This is a genomic window from Nonomuraea sp. NPDC054003 (assembly GCF_055585125.1).
In genome coordinates, this window is sequence record NZ_JBVJKR010000031.1 from 13,411 (window position 1) to 32,432 (window position 19,022).

At 70.9% G+C, this 19,022-nt stretch carries 17 protein-coding genes and 1 pseudogene; 4 read left to right on the forward strand and 14 right to left on the reverse strand.

The annotated features are described in order from the left end of the window. Window positions 1–97: 97 nt before the first annotated feature. The 6 genes and pseudogenes from ACZ6YG_RS44010 to ACZ6YG_RS44035 form a co-directional block, all read right to left on the reverse strand. Window positions 98–1,654: an NADH-quinone oxidoreductase subunit N gene (locus tag ACZ6YG_RS44010; protein ID WP_466021289.1), complete on the reverse strand. Its 1,557-nt coding sequence runs from the start codon at window positions 1,652–1,654 to the stop codon at window positions 98–100. Further along, window positions 1,651–3,423 carry a complex I subunit 4 family protein gene (locus tag ACZ6YG_RS44015; RefSeq protein ID WP_466021290.1) on the reverse strand — a complete coding sequence of 591 codons (1,773 nt, stop codon included), beginning with the start codon at window positions 3,421–3,423 and terminating at the stop codon, window positions 1,651–1,653. Before ACZ6YG_RS44015 ends, ACZ6YG_RS44010 begins: the two co-directional genes overlap by 4 nt. Before the next feature lie 40 nt (window positions 3,424–3,463). Then, on the reverse strand, window positions 3,464–5,338 hold the full coding sequence (locus ACZ6YG_RS44020) for an NADH-quinone oxidoreductase subunit 5 family protein (protein ID WP_466021291.1): 1,875 nt from the start codon (window positions 5,336–5,338) through the stop codon (window positions 3,464–3,466). A 305-nt stretch (window positions 5,339–5,643) separates the two neighbouring features. Then, window positions 5,644–5,925: pseudogene (gene nuoK, locus ACZ6YG_RS44025) on the reverse strand (NADH-quinone oxidoreductase subunit NuoK); the annotation flags it as partial. Next, on the reverse strand, window positions 5,925–6,572 hold the full coding sequence (locus tag ACZ6YG_RS44030) for an NADH-quinone oxidoreductase subunit J family protein (protein WP_466021292.1): 648 nt from the start codon (window positions 6,570–6,572) through the stop codon (window positions 5,925–5,927). The gene ACZ6YG_RS44030 and the pseudogene nuoK, both read right to left, overlap by 1 nt. Further along, entirely contained in the window at window positions 6,572–7,759 is a 1,188-nt protein-coding gene (locus ACZ6YG_RS44035; protein ID WP_466021293.1) for a NuoI/complex I 23 kDa subunit family protein, read from the reverse strand. Before ACZ6YG_RS44035 ends, ACZ6YG_RS44030 begins: the two co-directional genes overlap by 1 nt. A 151-nt stretch (window positions 7,760–7,910) precedes the next feature. Between ACZ6YG_RS44035 and ACZ6YG_RS44040 the strand changes: the two genes are divergently transcribed. Next, complete coding sequence (locus ACZ6YG_RS44040; protein WP_148036484.1) at window positions 7,911–9,113, forward strand: serine/threonine-protein kinase; 1,203 nt, start codon at window positions 7,911–7,913, stop codon at window positions 9,111–9,113. Between the two features lie 26 nt (window positions 9,114–9,139). On the opposite strand, the gene ACZ6YG_RS44045 is transcribed toward ACZ6YG_RS44040, so the two are convergent. Both ACZ6YG_RS44045 and ACZ6YG_RS44050 read right to left on the reverse strand, forming a co-directional pair. Beyond that, window positions 9,140–9,634: a nuclear transport factor 2 family protein gene (locus ACZ6YG_RS44045; RefSeq protein ID WP_466021294.1), complete on the reverse strand. Its 495-nt coding sequence runs from the start codon at window positions 9,632–9,634 to the stop codon at window positions 9,140–9,142. Window positions 9,635–9,717: 83 nt separating this feature from the next. Beyond that, window positions 9,718–10,521 carry an SDR family NAD(P)-dependent oxidoreductase gene (locus ACZ6YG_RS44050; protein ID WP_466021295.1) on the reverse strand — a complete coding sequence of 268 codons (804 nt, stop codon included), beginning with the start codon at window positions 10,519–10,521 and terminating at the stop codon, window positions 9,718–9,720. Window positions 10,522–10,576: 55 nt separating this feature from the next. Here ACZ6YG_RS44050 and ACZ6YG_RS44055 point away from each other — a divergent pair, with 55 nt between their 5' ends. Next, window positions 10,577–11,221 (forward strand): TetR/AcrR family transcriptional regulator, encoded by a 645-nt coding sequence (locus tag ACZ6YG_RS44055; protein WP_271278321.1) that lies wholly within the window; start codon window positions 10,577–10,579, stop codon window positions 11,219–11,221. Window positions 11,222–11,238: 17 nt separating this feature from the next. Here ACZ6YG_RS44055 and ACZ6YG_RS44060 read toward each other — a convergent pair whose 3' ends face one another. The 6 genes from ACZ6YG_RS44060 to ACZ6YG_RS44085 all read right to left on the reverse strand — a co-directional run bounded on the left by ACZ6YG_RS44060 (window position 11,239) and on the right by ACZ6YG_RS44085 (window position 15,565). Beyond that, window positions 11,239–12,000, reverse strand: a complete 762-nt coding sequence (locus ACZ6YG_RS44060) for a GNAT family N-acetyltransferase (protein ID WP_466021296.1) — start codon at window positions 11,998–12,000, stop codon at window positions 11,239–11,241. Window positions 12,001–12,150: 150 nt separating this feature from the next. Then, window positions 12,151–13,101 carry a hypothetical protein gene (locus tag ACZ6YG_RS44065; RefSeq protein WP_466021297.1) on the reverse strand — a complete coding sequence of 317 codons (951 nt, stop codon included), beginning with the start codon at window positions 13,099–13,101 and terminating at the stop codon, window positions 12,151–12,153. Between the two features lie 56 nt (window positions 13,102–13,157). Next, window positions 13,158–14,099 (reverse strand): NADH-quinone oxidoreductase subunit NuoH, encoded by a 942-nt coding sequence (gene nuoH / locus ACZ6YG_RS44070; protein ID WP_148036478.1) that lies wholly within the window; start codon window positions 14,097–14,099, stop codon window positions 13,158–13,160. Further along, a complete protein-coding gene (locus ACZ6YG_RS44075; RefSeq protein WP_364232710.1) occupies window positions 14,092–14,634 on the reverse strand; it encodes an NADH-quinone oxidoreductase subunit C in 543 nt (180 codons plus the stop codon). The genes nuoH and ACZ6YG_RS44075 overlap by 8 nt, the downstream gene beginning before the upstream one ends. Next, window positions 14,631–15,161 carry an NADH-quinone oxidoreductase subunit B gene (locus tag ACZ6YG_RS44080; protein WP_148036476.1) on the reverse strand — a complete coding sequence of 177 codons (531 nt, stop codon included), beginning with the start codon at window positions 15,159–15,161 and terminating at the stop codon, window positions 14,631–14,633. The genes ACZ6YG_RS44075 and ACZ6YG_RS44080 overlap by 4 nt, the downstream gene beginning before the upstream one ends. 32 nt (window positions 15,162–15,193) lie before the next feature. Then, window positions 15,194–15,565 carry an NADH-quinone oxidoreductase subunit A gene (locus ACZ6YG_RS44085; protein ID WP_148036475.1) on the reverse strand — a complete coding sequence of 124 codons (372 nt, stop codon included), beginning with the start codon at window positions 15,563–15,565 and terminating at the stop codon, window positions 15,194–15,196. Between the two features lie 86 nt (window positions 15,566–15,651). On the opposite strand from ACZ6YG_RS44085, the gene ACZ6YG_RS44090 reads away from it, so the two are divergent. Continuing rightward, window positions 15,652–17,112 carry a polysaccharide deacetylase family protein gene (locus ACZ6YG_RS44090; RefSeq protein WP_466021298.1) on the forward strand — a complete coding sequence of 487 codons (1,461 nt, stop codon included), beginning with the start codon at window positions 15,652–15,654 and terminating at the stop codon, window positions 17,110–17,112. Window positions 17,113–17,355: 243 nt separating this feature from the next. After that, window positions 17,356–19,022, forward strand: a 1,667-nt coding sequence (locus ACZ6YG_RS44095) for a 2-oxoacid:acceptor oxidoreductase subunit alpha (protein WP_466021299.1), incomplete at its 3' end; no start/stop codon positions are given.

Genomic DNA, 19,022 nt, shown 5'->3' on the forward strand with positions numbered 1-19,022 from the left:
CCTTCGTGGTCCGGGTGCAACCAGTACAACGACGATCCCCTGCCCCAACGTTCCCCGCAGTGCACAAGCCTGGGCGTAGAGCGACGATTCGTACGGACTAATCCGACAGAAGGGTCAAATCGAGCACGAGCTGGGGCGCCACCGAGAACAGCACCGCCGCCGCCACCGCGAGACCCGTCGCCGCCCACACCGCCGGGAACACCCGGCGCGCGGCGGGCGCCGGGCCCGGCTCGGGGGCGAACAGCCGGGCCGCCCAGACGACGTAGTAGTAGAGCCCGATCACCGTGTTGACCGCCATGACCACGGCCAGCCAGGCGGCCCCGCCGTGGACGATCTCCCGGAACACCACCACCTTGGCGAACAGCCCCGCCAGCCCCGGCGGCAGCCCGGCCAGGCAGATCAGGCAGAACGCCAGCGCCAGCCCCGCCGCCGGCCGGCGGAACACCAGGCCCCGGTAGTCGGCCAGCTCGTTGCGGGCGGCGGTCCGCGAGACGAGCATGACCACCGCGAACGCGCCCAGGTTCATCGCCGCGTAGATGACCAGGTAGGCCACGGACGCCCCGACCGCGCTCGCCCCCCAGCTCCGCGCCCCGGAACCCTGGAACGCCACGGCCAGCGGCGCCAGGATGTAGCCCGACTGTGCCACCGACGACCAGGCCAGCAGCCGTACGGCGGAGCGCTGCCGCATCGCCAGCAGGTTGCCCGCCGTCATGGTGAGCGCCGCGACGATGGCGACGACCGGGGTCCAGGTGGCCGCCTGCCCGGGCATGGCGAGGACCAGGACGAGGATGAGCCCGGCGAACCCGGCCGCCTTGGAGATCACCGAGAGCAGCGCCGCCACCGGGATGGGCGCGCCCTGGTAGACGTCGGCGGCCCAGGCGTGGAACGGCACTGCCGCGATCTTGAAGGCGAAGCCCGCCACGACGAGCACGATCCCGACCGTCACCACCCCCGGCAGCCCGTGCTCCGCCGCCACGAGCGACGCCGAGCCCTCCGGCCAGCCGGGAGCCGGGGCCGTGCCGCTGAGCACCTCCGCCAGCCGGGACAGGAACACCGTGCCGCCGACCCCGTACAGCAGGGACACCCCGAACAGCATCACGGCCGTCGAGACCACCGACACGACGAAGAGCTTGACCGCGGCCTCGGAGGCGCGGCCGTCGTACCGCTTCAACGCGGTCAGCGCGAAGACGGGGAGCGACACCAGCTCCAGCGCCACCACCAGCATGATCAGGTCACGGGCGGCGGGCAGCGTCACCGCGCCGACCAGCGTGCAGAGCAGCAGGAAGTACCACTCCCCGACCGGGATACCGCCGCCGGCCAGCTCGGTCATCGACATCAGCACGATCACCACGGCCGCCACGAGGACGAGCCCGGCGATCACCAGCGTGAACCGGTCCACGACGAACGAGCAGAGCCCCGGGTCGCCGTCGCTGAGCCGCTCGGGCACGCAGAACGTCGGCAGGGTGCGGCCCGTGAACGCCTGCGCCGCCACGAAGCCCAGCGCCACCATGACGCCGCCGAGCGTGACGGCCCCGAGCCCGGCCGTGACCCTCGGCCCGGCGGGCAGGAAGGCGTCGAGCAGCAGCACCAGCCCGGCGACCAGCGCCAGGGTCAGCGGCGCGGCGATCGCGAAGTAGTCGATCTGCTGGATCATGGCAGGGCTCCCAGCAGGATCTGCACGGCCGGTGTGGTGAGGGAGAGCAGCAGGCCGGGCCAGAGCCCGAACAGCAGGATGAGCCCGATCAACGGCACCCAGGCGACGAGCTCGTGCCGCCGGATGTCGGCCATCCCCGGGGGCCCCGCGGCGGCGGGCAACGCATGAACCGGCCGCTCGTCCGGCGCTTCCGGAAGCGGATGGAGCGGGCGCTCGTCCGGCGCTTCCGGCAGCGGATGCACCAGCCGCTCGTCCCGCGCTTCGGGAAGCGGATGCACCGGGCGCTCGTCCGGCGCTTGGGGAAGCGTCGCGCTCAGCCGGCCGACGACCCCTCCGCCCCCGGCGCCCGGCCCCGGCACGCCGACCGGCACCGCCCCGCCGGCGGCCGCGGGGGCGCCGTGGGTGACGCGGGAGAGCATGACCAGGAAGTACGCCGCCGTCAGCACGGCGCCCAGGCCGCCGATGACCATGAAGGTGAGGAACAGCCCGCGAGGCAGCGACTCGGCCGGTTGGAAGGCGCCGAACAGCGCCAGCATCTCCCCCCAGAACCCGGCCAGCCCCGGCAACCCCAGCGACGCGATGGCGGCGAACGTGAGGACCGCGCCCAGACGCGGCAGCGTGGCCAGCATGCCACCGCCCAGCGAGGGGATGTCGGCCGTGCGATAGCGGTCCTTGATCGCCCCGGCCAGGAAGAACAGCAGGCCGGTGATCAGGCCGTGGGCGATGTTCGCGAACAGGGCGCCGTTGATGCCCGTGGGCGTGAGGGTGGCGAAGCCCAGCAGCACGAAACCCATGTGACCCACCGACGAGTAGGCGATCATCCGCTTCAGGTCGCGCTGCGCCAGGCAGGCCAGGGCGCCGTAGACGATGCCGACCACGGCGAGCGCCCCCAGCCACGGCGCGACGGCCGCCGCGCCCTCGGGCAGGACCGGGATCGCGATCCTGGCGAAGCCGTAGGTGCCCATCTTCAGCAGCACCCCGGCCAGCAGGACGGACCCGACCGTGGGCGCCTCGGTGTGGGCGTCGGGCAGCCAGGTGTGCAGCGGCCACATCGGTGTCTTGACCGCGAGCCCGAGCCCCACCGCCACGAACGCCACCACCTGCACCGCCCGGCTCATGCCCGCCCCGTGGCCCTGGGCCAGGGCGACGATGTCGAGCGTGCCCGCCTGCGCCCAGATGAGCAGCAGGCCGAGAAGCATCACGACGGACCCGAGCAGCGTGTAGAGGATGAACTTGATCGCCGCCGCCCTGCGCCTCTCGCCGCCCCAGATGGCGATCAGGAAGTACATCGGCACGAGCACGATCTCGAAGAACACGAAGAACAGCAGCAGGTCGAGGGCGAGGAACGTGCCGATCATGCCGACTTCGAGCACCAGCAGCGTGAACACCAGCGCCCTCGGCCGCGCACCGCCCGCCCTGGGACGCAGGAGCTGGCCCGGCCCGGCGCCACCGCCCCAGCCCAGATAGGCGAAACAGAGGAACGTCAGCAAGGCCGTCAGCGCGACCAACGGCAGCGAGATGCCGTCCACGCCGAGCTGGAAGCGGAGGTCGAGCCCCGGAATCCACGCCACGTCCACGGTGAACTGCGGCCGCGCCGCCTGCCCGTAGTCGAACATGGCGACCATCACCGCGGCCAGGCCCAGCGTCACACCGGACACCGCCATGCCGTACACGCGCAGCACCGGACGCAACGCATCGGCCGCGACCAGAAGCAGCAGCGCCCCCAGCAGCGGCACCGCGACCATCGCGACGGAAAGCCAGCCGCTCATGCGAACACCACCGCCCTCACCACGCCAAGCGGCCAGCCGCTCATGCCAACACCACCGCCCCCACCGCGATCAGGAGGACCCCCGCCAGCAGGCCGCTCAGGTAGAGCTGGACGTTGCCGTTCTGGGCTAGTCGCAGCAGGCCGGAGAGCCCGCGCGCGGCACGGCCCGAGCCGCGCACCGCGCCGTCGACCACCACGTCGTCGGTCCGCAGAACCCCTCTGGCCAGGGCCAGCACCGGTCTGACCACGACCGCCGAGTAGAGGCCGTCGACGTAGAACGCCCGCTCACACGGCACCCGCAGCACCCCCAGCAGCCGGGCAGGGTCGGCCAGCGGATCGGCGCGCCAGGCGACGTACACCACGCCCGCGCCGAGCAGCGCGAGGGCCACGCTGACGACCGCGACCGGCAGGTCGAGATGCGGCTCGGCGGCGAACCCGAGCAACAGGGCCGGGACCGCGAGCAGCGCGACCGGCACCAGCATGGTGCGGGGGCCCTCGCGGGTGTCGATGACGTGCGCGGTGCCGGGCTCGGGCTCCGGCAACGCGACCGTCCGCGGCGGGCCGAAGAACGTGCGCAGCCAGGCTCTGGTGGCGTACGCGCCGGTGACCGCGACGGTCGCGAGCGCGCACCCGTACAGAAGGAGGGCGGCGGCGTCCGTGAGACCGCCAGCCAGCGCGCCCTCCATGGCCACGAGCAGCGCGTCCTTGCTGAAGAAGCCGCTGGACGGAGGCAGGCCCATGAGGGCGGCGAAGCCCACGGTGGTCGCGGCGAACGTGACGGGCAGGTCGCGCCGGAGCCCGCCCATCTGGCTCATCAGGTTGGCGCCGACGTGGTGGATCACCAGGCCGGCGCAGAGGAACAGCAGCGCCTTGAACGCGCCGTGCGTGACCAGATGGAAGATCGCGGCCGTGTCGGACCCCGCGGCGAGGCCACCCGCCATGTAGGCGAGCTGGCTGACCGTCGAGTACGCCAGGACACGTTTCAGGTCGTCCTGGGCGAGCGCGGCCAGAGCCGCCCCGAGCATGCCGAGCGCGGCCATGACCGCGAGCACGTCCATCGTGGGCCCCGCGGCGGTGAAGGCGGGGAACAGCCGGGCGACGATGAAGATGCCGGCGGCGACCATGGTCGCGGCGTGGATCAGCGCGCTGATCGGCGTCGGGCCCGCCATCGCGTCGGGCAGCCAGGTGTGCAGCGGCACCTGCGCGCTCTTGCCCGCGACCCCGGCGAGCAGCAGCAGCGTGGCGGCCACCAGCGTGCCCGAGGACATCTGGGGCACGGCGGCGAGCACGTCGGCGATGCGGAAGCTGCCCGCGCCGATGCCCAGCACGAAGATGCCGAACAGGAAGCCGACGTCGCCCAGCCGGGTCACCAGGAACGCCTTGATGGCGGCGCGGGAGTTGCCCAGGTCTTCCCACCAGTGGCCGATGAGCAGGTAGGAGCAGAGGCCCATGATCTCCCAGCCCACGTAGAGGACCAGGAGGTCGCCCGCGTACACCACGAGCAGCATGGCCGCGGTGAACAGGCTGACGAAGGCGCTGTAGGACGGGTAGCGGGGGTCGTCTCTGAGGTATCCGATCGAGTAGACCTGGACGGCCAGCGCCACGAGCGTGACCAGCACGCCGAGCAGGGCGGACAGGTCGTCGGCCTGCAGGGTGAGCGAGATCGGGACGCTGCCGGTCACGACGGTGCCGTAGGTGGCGCCCACCGGCGCCGGCCGCGGCCCGCCCTCCAGGAACGCGAACCCCTGACCCCACGCCAGCCATACGGCGAGCACCGCGGCGCCGGCTGTCGGGATCACCGCGATCCAGGCGGCCCTGGTGTTCGCGCCCTCCGCACGTCCGCGCCGGGATAGCAACAGTCCGGCGGCGGCGGCCGCGAACGGCAGGAGCACGGTCAGCAGCGGAAAGTTCGTCACGACCCGCCCCCTCGCCTGACATGTCGCCCATCCTCAGCGGACGGCCCCTCTGAGGTGGACGAGGCGTCCTGATCGGACTGCCCTTCCGGGGTGGACGAGTCGTCCTCAGCGGGGTGCCCCTCGCCTCGGCCCACGGGCGTGCTCGCGTGGGGGGCGCTGCTGGTGCCGGCACTCCGTGATGGGCTTCGGGGCGGTGCGACCCCGGCGAGGGCGGGCACGGCGTCGGCGGGTATGCGGGCGTGCGGGTCGGTGTTTCTCGTCTCGTCTTCGGGTGCGTCGGCGGGCTCGGCCAGGTCGCGGAGGTGGTCGATGTCGACCGTCTTGCGGTTGCGGAACAGGGCCAGGACGATCGCCAGGCCGACCCCCACCTCGGCGGCGGCGATGACGATGACGAACAGGGTCAGGACTTGGCCACTGTGGAGCCTGTCCCCCAGCCACACGTCGAACGCGACGAGGTTGAGGTTGACGGCGTTGAGCATCAGCTCGACCGACATCAGCACGAGGATCGTGTTGCGCCGGGCGAGCACGCCGTAGACGCCGATGGAGAACAGGAGCGCGGCGACAACCGCCGGGTAGACGATGTGCACTAATGACCCCCGGTCTGATCGGGCGGTGAACCGCCGGACGTCCCCGTACGGGATGGATCGTCCACAGGGTCGGCGGGCGGGGGCACGCCAGATGCGTCGGCAGGGTCGGACGCGCCGCCGCGGATGTCGGTGCGGGACAGGACGATGGCGCCGATCAGAGCGGCGAGCAGCAGCACGGACAGGGCCTCGAAAGGGAGCACCCACGTGCTGAAGATGCTGCCTCCCAGCTCGCTGGCGGCGCCCCCGCCTGGGGTCAGCGGCGCGTAGGCGGTGCGGAAGCCGTCGATCACCACCGTCACCAGGACGCCTGCCGTCGCCAGCGCCACCACGGCCGCTGCAACCCGGTTGCCGCTGTCGAGATCGGTGGAGCGGCCGACCGGGGCCCGGGTCAGCATGATCCCGAACAGCAGCAGCACGATCACGGCGCCCACGTAGATGAGCACCTGCACCCACGCCACGAACTCGGCGGTGAGCACCAGGTAGCAGCCCGCCAGCGCGCCGAACGCGACCACCAGCCACAGGGCCGCGTGGACGAGCTGTTTCGTCGTGACGACGAGCAGCGCCGAACCTACCGCCACTGCCCCCAGCAGCAAGAAGACGATCTCTTGTCCGGTGGGTGACAGATAGGAGGGCACCGCCTCGGTCACTATTCCTCCTCGCGCTCCTTGGGCTCTTCCGGGCCGAGCCGACCGGGCGGGCGGATGGAACGAGGATCGGCCATCCTCCGCCTTCGCGGTCTCGCGCCTGAAGTTTGCTCCCCCGAGCCAGGCTCCGGCTGCGATCGCGCCGAGCCTGTGGACAACTCCTCCCCCGACTCCCCGCCTGTGGACAGCTCCTCCCACGACTCCCCGCCTGTGGACAGCTCCGATCCAGACGTCCCCTCTGTGGACGACGCCTGGTCAGGCTCTCCGGCTGTGGACGACGTCTGGTCGGACTCTCCGGCTGTGGATGGCGTCGGGCCTCCACCCGCCGACGGTGTCTCGGTGGGCGCACCGGATGTGGCGGAAGGCCTGTTGCCATGGTCCGTCGTGGAAGTCGCCGGAGGCGCGGAACCTGCGCCGGGCGAGGCGTCCGCGCCTTCGGTCTGCGTCGGGCCTTCTGTCAGCGGCGTGCCTTCTGTCCCCGGCGCGCCTTCCGCGTGGGGCCCTTCCCCGTGGGGCCCTTCCGCGTGACGCCCTTCCCCGTGGGACCTTTCCGTGGGCGGTGCTTCCGACGCCGGAAGGGCTTCCGTCGGTGTCGTGCGGGCAGCCGGCTTGCGCGGGGTTTCCGCCTGACCTGTGGACGCACGAGGGGGACGGGAGGGCGCGGCCGGTTCGGCGCCTCGGGCGCGGGCGGGGCGGCGGGGCGCGGCCGAGAGCTCCTTGGGCAGGTCGGCGCCGGAGTCGTGGGGCGGTGGCGGCGGGACCGTGGGAACCCAGGTGGCCAGCTTGTCCTTCTCATGGAGAAGGTTGCGGATGTCGCCCTCGGCGTACTCGAACTCCGGCGACCAGAACAGCGCGTCGAACGGGCACACCTCGATGCAGATGCCGCAGTACATGCACAGGGCGAAGTCGATCGCGAACCGGTCGAGCACGTTTCGCTGGCGGGGCCGGCCGCCTTCAGGCGCGGGGATGGTCTCCTTGTGCGAGTCGATGTAGATGCACCAGTCGGGGCACTCCCGGGCACACAGCATGCACGAGGTGCAGTTCTCCTCGACCAGGGCGATGACGCCGCGACTGCGGGGCGGCAGATCGGGTTTCACCTCTGGATACTGCTGGGTCACGGATCTGCGCAGCATGCGGCGGAGGGTGATGGTCAACCCTCTCGCCAGCCCTACGCCTGGTATCCGTGCCATGGCTCAACATCATGACGCACTTGGCCTCGCGCGTGAATGCGCCAGCCTGTTGTCCCCAGGTTTTCCACAGCTATCCACAGCCCCAGGGGAAGTTATCCACAAGTAAGCCTACCGTCCGATATGTGTAGGAACACAGATGTAGTCTCTCGCCATGTCGTTGCACCATCCGAGCCGCCCGAGCGGCGGGGCCTGGGCGGCCGCGGTCGTCTGGGCGGCCCTCCCGCTGTTCTCGTGCGGCTTGGCGACGCCGTTCACGATCGGGTTCGCGGCCTTCTGGCTGAGGAGCGTCGGACAGCTCGTCGCCGCCGGCCTCTACACCGTCAACGTGGGCGTCTTCATCATCGCGATCACGATGTACGACCAGGTCGACGACATTCCCGAGCCGATGAGCACGATCGTCTCCCTCATGTTCGTCGCGGGCTGGATCGGCAGCGTGATCCACTCGGGCATCCTGGTGCCCGCCATGGCCAGGGCACGTTCCGGCCGCCCCGCGATGGCCGGGGCGCCCTCCGGCCCGCCTGGCACCTACCCTCCGCCCAACGTCCACCAGCGCACCACCACGCCCACGGCCCACCGACGCCCGGGCGAGCCCGACTGGATCGGTCACTACCGGGTGCTGCAGCCGCTCGGGCGCGGCGGGCAGGGCGCGGTCTACCTGGCGATGGCGCCCAACGGCGTGCGGGTCGCGGTCAAGGTGCTGCACGATCTGGTCGACGAGACGGCGCGGGCCAGGTTCGCCAGGGAGGTCGACGCGGCCCGGCGCGTGGCGACCTTCTCCACCGCGCGGGTGCTCGACGTGAGCATCACCGGCCAGTCCGCCTACATCGTCAGCGAGTACGTGGAAGGCCCGTCCCTTGAGCAGCTCGTGCGCCGTCACGGGCCGCGTGACGAAGACGGCCTCACCCGCCTGGCGTTGTCCACATCGGGGGCGCTGGCCGCCATCCACAAGGCGGGGGTCGTCCACCGCGACTTCAAGCCGAGCAACGTGCTGATCGGCCACGACGGGCCCCGGGTGATCGACTTCGGCATCGCGCGGGCGCTCGACCAGGTGACGGTGACCTCGGGCAAGATGGTCGGCACCCCCGCCTACATGTCGCCGGAGCAGTTATCCGGCACTCCGGTGGGCCCGCCGTCCGACGTGTTCAGCTGGGCGGTGACGATGATGTTCGCGGCCACCGGACGCCCCGCGTTCGGGGAGGACACCGTGCCCGCGATCTTCAATCGGGTGCTCACGTTCCACCCCGACCTGTCACCGCTGCCGCAGTCGCTGCGCGGCGTCGTCGGCGTCTGCCTCGCCAAACGCCCGGAAGACCGCCCGTCGGCGTCGGACGTGATGCTGGCCATCGTCCACTGACCAGCGCGCACGCGCCGGAGCCCGGGTCACGTATCGGTGTCTCGGCAGGCGTCGGCGATGGCGCCGGGGTCCCAGTAGAACGGGCGGCACTCGACCATGCGTCCGTTCTTGACGGTGATCAGTTGCATGATCGAGGTGTCGACTTCCCGGCCGGTGGCACGGGCGCGAAAGCGCACCCGGTTACGCACGACCACAGTGTTCTCGTCGCCCCAATGCTCCTGCTCCAAGAACTCCATCGATTCCCAGACCTCGCTGAAGCGGGCGAGAAACCGTTCCATGCCGTCGTGGCCGCGCCACGTTCCGGTGCCGGTGAAGGGCAGCCCGGGCGCTTGGTGCAAGACCACCTCTGGATCCAGGAGGGCGGCGACATCCTCGTAGCTCGCTTGACCGAATCCACCTGCGGCCACGTACGCGGCCTCGGCCGCATAGAACCTTTCCATCACCGTCCAGGCGTCGACCGGCGACCGCTCTTCCGCGCTCGATCCGCCGGCCCGATCCGTTGCCAAGTCCGCTGTGCTCATGGCACCAGCATCACCGGCTGAGGCAGGTGTCCGCTGGCGGTCATCAGACTTCCAAACAACCGGCGCGGTGCGGGTGGAGGAGGTCAGGCGGTGAAAGGGGACACCAGGTCGCGGATGGCGGCGTCGAGGCGGCGGGCCGCGGCCGGGTCGGTGGTGAGGGTGGTGGGCTTGCCTCGGACGTACGCCGAGAGCGGGGCAGCCGGGGGGTTGTCGATGAGCGCTGTCATCGGGCGGATGGCCTTCGACACCGGCTGGGCGAACAGGGCGGCAGCGACCCTGACGAGGCCGCGTACCGGCTGGCGGAAGGGTTCGAAGAGGCCGGTCGCGACGAAGAGCGGGTTGTAGAGCACGTACCGGACGGGGTCGGCGGCGTAGGCGATGGCGAGCAGTTCGGCCGCGCGGGCGCCCTGCATCGTGGCCTTGAACGGGCGGTAGCCGCGTTCGAGTTGCAGGTCGTCCCAGTGGATCCGGCCGGCTTTGACGCCGCCGACGCCGCACAGGTCGAGGATCATCGGAGCGGGCGCGTTCTCCAGGGCGGGGCGCAGGGCGCGGGACATCAGCCAGCGGTTGACCACGTACAGGGCGAAGGTGCGTTCGAAGCCCTCGTCGGTCTCGGTCCTGGACGGGTGATAGCGGAAGGCCGCCAGCACCAACGCGTCGATCGCCGGGTGCGTGGAGCGGAGGTGGGCGGTCAGCTCGTTCGTCTGCTTGACGGAGCTGAGGTCGGCTTGGACGAAGCGCGCTTCCGGGGCTTCCCGGCGGAGGCGGTCGCCGCCTGACGGGCTGCTGCCGATGGCGATGACCTGGTCGCCCCGTTGGCTGTGGTGGCGGGCCAGGGCCAGGCCGATGCCGTTCGTGCCGCCGGTGATGACGAGAGTGCGGGCCATAAGTTGAGGGCCTCCTCAAGTTGAGAGTGCCCTCAAGATAGCTAGGGTGGGTGGTATGCGCAAGGACGCCCTGCACAACCGCGAACGCCTGCTGGAGGCGGCCCGGCAACTGTTCGCCGACCGGGGGCTTGAGGTGCCGCTGGAGGAGATCGCCCGACGGGCCGAGGTCAGCATCGGGACGCTCTACAACCGGTTCCCCAGCCGGGATGACCTGGTGGAGGCGGTGTTCGCGGACCGGGTGGCGGCGGTGCGCGAGCTGGCGGAGCGGTCGCTGGCGGCGGACGACGCGTGGGAGGGGTTCGTCGCCTTCTTGACCGGGGTGTGCGAGTTGCAGTCGGTGGATCTCGGCTACAACGATCTCGCCGTGCGGAGCGTGGGGGCGGACACCCGCGAGGGGGACGCGTTGATGCGGCGGATCGTGGCGCGGGCCCAGGAGGCCGGGATGTTGCGGCCGGATGTGACGCTGGAGGACATGGCGTTCGTGATCTGGGGGGTGGCGGGCACGGTACGGGCGACCTTCCGAACCGCGCCCGGAGCGTGGCGCCGGCACCTGGCCCTCACCCTCGACGGCCTGCGCGCGGGCGCGGCCCATCCCCTGCCCGTCCCGCCGATGACCACGGCCCAGACCGAGAAGGCACTGGGCGGCTGCGATCAGGGCGCCTCGGCTCAAGGAACTCGGGGGCGCCAACGCGGTGGTTAGGGCGAGCGGCCTGGTGGTCAGGGCTGGTACGTGTACGGGGTCGTGGTGGTGAGGGGGTGGAAGCCGAGGCGTTCGAGGATCGGGCGGCTGTCGGCTGAGGCGTCCACCTGGAGGTAGCGATAGCCGCGGGCGGCGGCGATGCGGGCGCGGGAGGCGACCAGGGCCCGGTAGAGGCCGCGGCCGCGCCAGCCGGGGACGGTGCCGCCGCTCCACAGGCCGGCGAACCCCGTACCCGGATAAAGCTCCATTCGGGCGGCGCTGACCGGTTCGTCCCCGGCCATGACCACGAACGCCACCAAGGTGTCCGCGGCGAGCTGGGCCCGCAGCGCGGCGGCGAGGTCGGAAGAGGTGCCGAACACCTGGTCGTGCACCGACATCATGAGGTCCACGTCGGCATCCGTGGCGACCGGGCGAAGGCTGACACCGTCGGGAAGCGCGACCTCCGTGTCCAGGTCGGAGATCTCGGCGACCATCAGCGTCTCCTCCTCGCCGGGGACGAACCCGGCCTTCAGGAGACGGGACGGCAGGTCCGAGGGCCGGTCGTAGGCATAGAGCTTCCACTCGAACCCGCGCACCAGCGAGGTGAAGGACGAGACCTGGGCGGCGATCTCGGCGTCGGCCGTGGCGTCGTCGAGGTCCGACCAGATGACGCAGTCCCAGCCGTCCCCGAGGTAGCGGATCACCCGGCCGACGTGTTCGACACGGTCGCCGGGGGTGAGGGGCCGGGCATCGCGCCTCAACCCGCGGTCGAACGCGGCCAGTGCCTCGTCACGGTTCATGCCGCCAGCTCAGCACCGCGGCGGGGGTAGACGCAACGAGGTTTCCGCGGGCCGACACGAAGCGACTGACAAGCGAGACCCGTCCCGCCGCCAGGGAGCATGGTCGTGGAGAGCCGTAGCCGCACATCCCGACCAAGGCGGGTCCCAAGGTCACGGGGAGCCGTGGCTGGACGTCCTGACCAGGTCGATGTACTCCTCGCGGCTGAGCCGGAGCACCGACAGGTCCAGGTCGTTGCGGGCGGCGAGGCGGCGCAGGTCCTCGGGGGACCAGGGGCCGGGGATGTGGTGCAGAGGGCGGCCGGCGTGGTTCAGGATGAACAGGCCGGACCGGTCCTCGTACTGGTAGGCGAGCAGGCCGGCCGCCCGCCCGGGCGCTCTGCCGATCTCCAGCGGGGCGAGCTGCTCCCCGCTGTTGTGGATCACCAGCTCCTTCGAGGCCCCGATCACCAGGTTGGGGCCGTCCAGCGGGCCGGCGCGCATGCCCTTGCTCGCTTCGTACCGGCGCCAGCGGGCCTTGATCGGACGGAGCACCAGCAGCAGCGGGCTGAACGCGACCACCAGCCATTTCACCTCGACCAGGTCGATGAGCACCCGGCCGACCACCGACAGCCCGCGCCAGGCCGCCCAGGCACCGACCGAGACCAAATACACCATCACCGCCAGCCCCACCGCCCCGGCCGCGTAGATCAGCGGCAGCCGCCACCGCGCCGGCTTCGGCGGGGGCACGCCGAGAACCCGCCGCCACCCGGGGGCGCGGCCGGACAGCCGGGCGCGTACCCGCTTCGACGACTCGAACCGGCAGCCGTCGACCGGCACGCCGGCCACGGTGCCGAAGCCGATCACCTGTTCCTGCGGCCAGGCGCCGGGCAGGTCCAGCAGGACCAGGCCGTCTCGGTCGAGCGCGGCCAGGCCGGTCACCCGCTGCCCGTCACTCCCGGCCTGCCGCCGGTCGTAGCGGTAGCGGTAGAGCATGGCGGGTCGCACCCGTACGGAATCGTCGCAGGCGGTGGCCACCAGCATCGGGCCGTCCCACGTCAGGACCGTTTCCGGGACCGGGCCGCCGCCGACAGCCGGGCCGGTCGGAGTCAAGCGGTACGTCATCGAACCCCCTCGAAAAGGGCCCCGTACGGTCAGACGAACGGAGGGCACCGGGAGTTTCAGATCAGAACTTGGACGACCCCGGTGATGGCGAGCTGGAGGAGCGCCAGCGGCACCAGGACGGCCCAGGCGAGCTTCTGCAACTGGTCCTCGCGGAAGCGCGGGAAGGTCACGCGCAGCCAGATGACGACGAAGGCCAGCGCGAACACCTTGACCAGGGTCCACAGCCAGCCGGGCAGCAGCGGCCCCTGCCAGCCGCCGAGGAAGAGCACGCTGGTCAGGAGCGACAGGACGACGATGCCGGCGTACTCCGACAGCATGAACAGGGCGAAGCGCATGCCGGTGTATTCAGTCATCGGGCCCATGATGATCTCGGACTCGGCGATCGGCATGTCGAACGGCGGCCGGCGCAGCTCGGCCAGCCCGGCGACGAAGAACACCACGCCGCCGATCGCCTGCCACGGCAGCCACCACCACTGCCACGCCTCGACGATGCCGGGCAGCGACAGCGTGCCCGCTGCCATCGCGACGGAGGAGGCGGCCAGCACCAGCGGCAGCTCGTACGCGACGAGCTGGGCGGCCGCCCGCATGCCGCCGAGCATCGAGTACTTGTTGGCCGACGCCCAGCCGGCCATGATCGCGCCGAGCACGCCGACGCCCATGACCGCGAGCACGAAGAACAGCCCTAAGTCGAGGTCGACCCCGACGAACCCGTCGTCGAGGGGGATGGCGATCAGCACCACCAGGTAGGGCACCAGCGCGACACCGGGGGCGATCATGAAGACGCGCCGGTCGGCGGCGGCCGGGATCACGTCCTCCTTCTGCATGAACTTGACGCCGTCGGCGATGAGCTGCGCCCACCCGTGGAAGCCGCCGGCGTACATGGGCCCGAGGCGGGACTGCATGTGAGCCATGACCTTGTGCTCGGTCTGCCCGACGACCAGCGGCAGGGCGAGGAAGACGACCAGGATCACGGCGAAGTGCAGCACCACGTCAAGCATCGGGTGACCCCCAGTCGGCCGGCACGCCCGGCGGCAGCGTCTTGCGGCGGCTCGGCGCGCCGTGGCCGGACTCGCCGGGCTCCTTGGCCCCCGGCCACTGCTTGGCGACGCGGGCGGCCAGGATGAAGTCCTTGCGCAGCGGGTGGCCCTCGAACCCGTCGGGCAGCAGCAGCGGCACCAGGTTCGGGTGGCCTTCGAAGATCACGCCGAACATCTCGTACGTCTCGCGCTCGTGCCAGTCGGCGCCCCGGTAGACGCCGACGGCGCTGGGCAGGCGCGGGTCGTCGCGCGGCACGGCGGTGCGCAGCAGCAGGCGCTCGCGGGTGTCGGGGTTGTAGACGTGCGTGACCACCTGGAACGCGTCCGGTGGCTCGTCCACGCCGGTCAGCCAGTCGAAGAAGGCGTAGCCCAGCCCGTCGCGGACGTGGGTGAGCAGCTCGATCCAGTCGCCGGGGGCGACGTCGACGACGGTGTCGCCGAAGGAGTCGGTGACCTCGGCGCGGCCGTCGAGCGGCCCGGCGGCGAAGCCGGTCACGACTCCTCCCCTTGCGAACGCGACCAGAGGTAACGGTCGCCGAGCTTCTCTCCGGCGATCTTCTCCTGCAGCTTCGTGATGCCGTAGAGCAGCGCCTCGGGGCGGGGCGGGCAGCCGGGCACGTAGACGTCGACGGGCACGATCTGGTCGACGCCGTTGGTGACGCAGTAGGAGTCCCAGTAGGGGCCGCCGGTGTTGGAGCAGGCGCCGAACGAGATGACGTACTTCGGGTCGGGCATCTGCTCGTAGAGGCGCTTCACGGCCGGGGCCATCTTGTCGGTGACCGTACCGGAGACGATCATCAGGTCGGCCTGGCGCGGCCCGTTGGCGAACGGGATGACGCCGAACCTGATGAAGTCGTGGCGGCTCATCGAGGTGGCGATGAACTCGATCGCGCAGCAGGCGAGCCCGAAGTTGAACACCCACAGGGAGTAGCGGCGGCCCCAGTTGAGCACGAACCGCATGGGCTTGGGCGCGAGCCGCGAGACCGGCCCCACCGTGGGCATCGGGAGATCCGTCGCTGCCATACAGCCATTGTTGCGCGGATCAGAGGCGAGAGCTACGTCCAGGTCAGGACGCGTTTGCGCCAGGCGTAGAGGATGCCGAGGGCGATGACGCCGAGGAAGACGAACATCTCGACCAGTGTCGTGACGCCGTAGCCGGGCGCGTCGAAGACGGTGGCCCACGGGAAGAGGAAGACGGCGTCCACGGCGAACACCACGTAGAGGTAGGTGAAGACGTAGTAGCGGACCTGCGACTGGGCCCAGCCTTCGCCCACGGGGTCGACGCCGCACTCGTAGCTGGTCAGCTTGTCGGGCGTGGGCCGGGTCGGGCGGAGCAGCCGGTTGATCATCAGCGCTCCGGCCACGATGGCGACGCCGATCGCGAGCAGGACCGCGACCAGCGCGTAGGACCCGTAGTAGCCGTCCATGAACGCGATGGTAACCCAGTCAAAGCTAACGCCCCATACCCCCAAATATGAGCAAATCACAAGATCTGCCCCATATGCTCAGATTTATGGCTAAATCTCGATCTTTGGGAGGAATCGTCCTGCTGGCCCTGGCCGCCTCCGGGTGCGGGCTGGCCTCGGCCACTCCGCAGCAGCAGGACACCCGGGTCCCCGCCGACCCCACCAGGATCGAGTTCGTCGACCCCGCCGCCGTGGCCGGGCTCGCGCCCCGCACGGTGAGCGGGGACGACCCCGTCACCAGGCGCGTGCGCATCAGCTACCCCGAGCTGGACGACGCCGCCCCGCTCAACGAGAAGCTGCGGGCGGACGCGCGGCGGCGGCTGCGCGAGTTCCGCGAGACCGCCCGCGGCGTGTCCCGCCCGGAGCTGAACGTCGACTGGCAGCTCGCCGCCGCCGGCGACGCGATCGGGGTGCGGCTGCGGGCCGGCCGCTCCCACGGCACCGGCTGGGACCACGCCACCACGACGTTCTGGTACGACACGAACACCCGCCGGGCCATGGACTCCACCGGCCTGCTGAACGGGAGCCCCGCGCTGCACGAGGTGGCCCGGCTGGTCAAGGCCGGACTCGGCGACCGCGGGCCGGAGGTGGACCACGGCCAGGTGACACCCAGCCGCGACCGGTTCGACTCGATGGCCTTCAACGCCGAAGGCGACCTGGTGGTGGAGTTCGACGACTGCGAGCTCGGCCCGTGCTCGCTCGGCAGGCTGGCCGTGGCCGTCCCCGCCGACCAGGCGTGGCCGCTGCTCTCGGACACCGGACGGCGCGCCCAGCGGGCCGCCCGCCTGGCCGGGCAGCAGGTGGCCGAACCACCGGCGGCGGCGCCCTCCCCCGCGCCCGCCGCCGCCAGCAACCGGGCCGGCACCGTCGACTGCACGGAGGCCAAGTGCATCGCCCTCACCTTCGAGGACGGCCCGGGGCCCGAGACCGGCAGGCTGCTCGACACGCTGCGGGAGGCCGGCGCCCGCGCCACGTTCTTCGCCGTGGGCAGCAACGCGGCCCGCGAACCCGGGCTGCTGCGCCGGATGAGCGCCGAGGGCCACCTCGTCGGGAACCACTCGTACGCGCACCGCGACCTGGCCCGGCTGCCCTCCAGCAAGATCTCCGACTCGCTGGCCCGCACCGAGGACGTGGTGACCGCGACGATCGGGCGGCGGCCGACGCTGGTGCGGGCCCCGTACGGATCGGTCAGCACCGAGCTGCGCAACGTCGCCCGCGAGCAGGGGCTGACGCTGGTGGGCGCCGACCTCGAAACCTTCGACTGGCGCGACAGGGACTCCGCCGAGATCGCCGACCGGGTGGTGGAGCGGGCGCACCGGGGCGCGATCGTGCGCCTGCACGACACTCGCGACACGACCGTCACCGCGATTCCGGACATCCTTGAACGGCTCGCCGGAAAGGGATACACCTTCGTCACCGTTCCAGAGTTGTACGGGACGGCGGGGATGCAGGCTGGGCAGCTCTACGAGTCAGGGATCTCACCCGTGCGCAAGCAGCCCCTGACTTAGGTCATGCGACAGGGGGACGTATAGTTGGCGCTCGTGACCCGAACTGTCCTCTTCGCGCGCCTGCATGTAGACCTCTGCAGGCTTGCAGCGGGGCTGTGTCGCCCTTCTGCCGCCGCATCCTGAATTTCACTGCGTTTACCCGCTTTGGGCGGTGTGCAAACGCGCGACCTCCCGAGGATCTAGCATGGAAAAAGAGAACGCGCCAGAAGCGATGCGCTCAGGCGCGTCGAGGAGGACTGAGCTGTGACCAAGCAGGTTCAGCAACTCGATCGGGTGATCATCCGGTTCGCCGGTGACTCCGGTGACGGCATGCAACTCACCGGTGACCGGTTCACCGCGGGCACCGCCGAGTTCGGCAACGACCTGTCCACGCTGCCCAACTTCCCCGCCGAGATCCGCGCCCCGGCCGGCACCCTGCCCGGCGTGTCCAGCTTCCAGCTGCACTTCGCCGACCACGACATCCTCACCCCCGGCGACGCCCCCAACGTGCTGGTGGCGATGAACCCCGCCGCGCTCAAGGCCAACCTGGCCGATCTGCCGCGCGGCGCGGACATCATCGCCAACACCGACGAGTTCACCAAGCGCAACCTGGCCAAGGTCGGCTACCCGGCCAGCCCCCTGGAAGACGGGTCGCTGGCCGAGTGGCGGGTGCACTCCGTGCCTTTGACGTCGTTGACGGTCAAGGCGCTGGAAGACTTCGACATCAGCAAGAAGGACGCCGAACGCGCCAAGAACATGTTCGCGCTCGGCCTGCTGTCCTGGCTCTACCACCGCCCGACCGAGCAGACCATCAGCTTCCTGGAGACCAAGTTCGCGCGGAAGCCGGAGATCGCCAAGGCCAACATCGCCGCCTTCCAGGCCGGCTGGAACTTCGGCGAGACCACCGAGTCGTTCTCGGTCTCCTATGAGGTGAAGCCGGCCCGGCTGGCGCCGGGCGTGTACCGCAACATCTCCGGCAACCAAGCTTTGGCCTACGGCCTGATCGCCGCCGCCGTCCAAGCCCGGCTGCCCCTGTTCCTGGGGTCGTATCCGATCACTCCGGCCTCGGACATCCTGCACGAGCTGTCGAAGCACAAGCAGTTCGGCATCCGCACCTTCCAGGCCGAGGACGAGATCGCCGGTGTCGGTGCGGCGCTCGGGGCGGCGTTCGGCGGCGCGCTCGGGGTGACCACCACCAGCGGTCCCGGCGTGGCGTTGAAGGCCGAGACGGTCGGCCTGGCGGTCACCACCGAACTGCCGCTGATCGTGGTGGACGTGCAAAGGGCCGGCCCCTCCACCGGGATGCCGACCAAGACCGAGCAGACCGACCTGCTGATGGCGTTGTTCGGCCGCAACGGCGAGTCGCCGGTGCCGGTGATCGCGCCGATGTCGCCCAGCGATTGTTTCGACGCGGCGGTGGAAGCGGCTCGTATCGCGGTGGCCTATCGGACGCCGGTGATGTTGTTGTCGGATGGGTATCTGGCCAACGGGTCGGAGCCGTGGCGGCTGCCGGAAGTTGCCGCGCTGCCGGACATCAGCGTGCCGTTCACCACCGAGCCGAACGGCCAGGACGGTGCGTTCCTGCCGTTCCAGCGTGACCCGGAGACTCTGGCCCGGCCGTGGGCCATCCCCGGCACGCCCGGTCTGGAGCACCGCATCGGCGGTATCGAGAAGGCCGATGGCACGGGCAACATCTCCTACGATCCGGACAATCATGACCGGATGGTGCGGTTGCGCGCGGCCAAGGTGGCCGGCATCGACGTGCCGGACGTGACCGTGGACGACCCCGATGGGGACGCGCGGGTACTCGTGCTCGGGTGGGGTTCCACCTACGGGGCGATCGCCGCTGGGGTGCGGCGGGTGCGGGCGGCGGGCGGGAAGGTGGCCCAGGCGCATCTGCGGCATCTGAACCCGCTGCCGGCCAACATCGG

Bases quoted from the DNA above. Each gene is read 5' to 3' on its own strand.
- ACZ6YG_RS44010 (WP_466021289.1), bottom strand. From the start codon at position 1,654: ATGATCCAGCAGATCGACTACTTCGCGATCGCCGCGCCGCTGACCCTG.
- ACZ6YG_RS44015 (WP_466021290.1), bottom strand. From the start codon at position 3,423: ATGAGCGGCTGGCTTTCCGTCGCGATGGTCGCGGTGCCGCTGCTGGGG.
- ACZ6YG_RS44035 (WP_466021293.1), bottom strand. From the start codon at position 7,759: ATGGCACGGATACCAGGCGTAGGGCTGGCGAGAGGGTTGACCATCACC.
- ACZ6YG_RS44040 (WP_148036484.1), top strand. From the start codon at position 7,911: ATGTCGTTGCACCATCCGAGCCGCCCGAGCGGCGGGGCCTGGGCGGCC.
- ACZ6YG_RS44045 (WP_466021294.1), bottom strand. From the start codon at position 9,634: ATGAGCACAGCGGACTTGGCAACGGATCGGGCCGGCGGATCGAGCGCG.
- ACZ6YG_RS44050 (WP_466021295.1), bottom strand. From the start codon at position 10,521: ATGGCCCGCACTCTCGTCATCACCGGCGGCACGAACGGCATCGGCCTG.
- ACZ6YG_RS44055 (WP_271278321.1), top strand. From the start codon at position 10,577: ATGCGCAAGGACGCCCTGCACAACCGCGAACGCCTGCTGGAGGCGGCC.
- ACZ6YG_RS44060 (WP_466021296.1), bottom strand. From the start codon at position 12,000: ATGAACCGTGACGAGGCACTGGCCGCGTTCGACCGCGGGTTGAGGCGC.
- ACZ6YG_RS44065 (WP_466021297.1), bottom strand. From the start codon at position 13,101: ATGACGTACCGCTTGACTCCGACCGGCCCGGCTGTCGGCGGCGGCCCG.
- nuoH (WP_148036478.1), bottom strand. From the start codon at position 14,099: ATGCTTGACGTGGTGCTGCACTTCGCCGTGATCCTGGTCGTCTTCCTC.
- ACZ6YG_RS44080 (WP_148036476.1), bottom strand. From the start codon at position 15,161: ATGGCAGCGACGGATCTCCCGATGCCCACGGTGGGGCCGGTCTCGCGG.
- ACZ6YG_RS44085 (WP_148036475.1), bottom strand. From the start codon at position 15,565: ATGGACGGCTACTACGGGTCCTACGCGCTGGTCGCGGTCCTGCTCGCG.
- ACZ6YG_RS44090 (WP_466021298.1), top strand. From the start codon at position 15,652: ATGGCTAAATCTCGATCTTTGGGAGGAATCGTCCTGCTGGCCCTGGCC.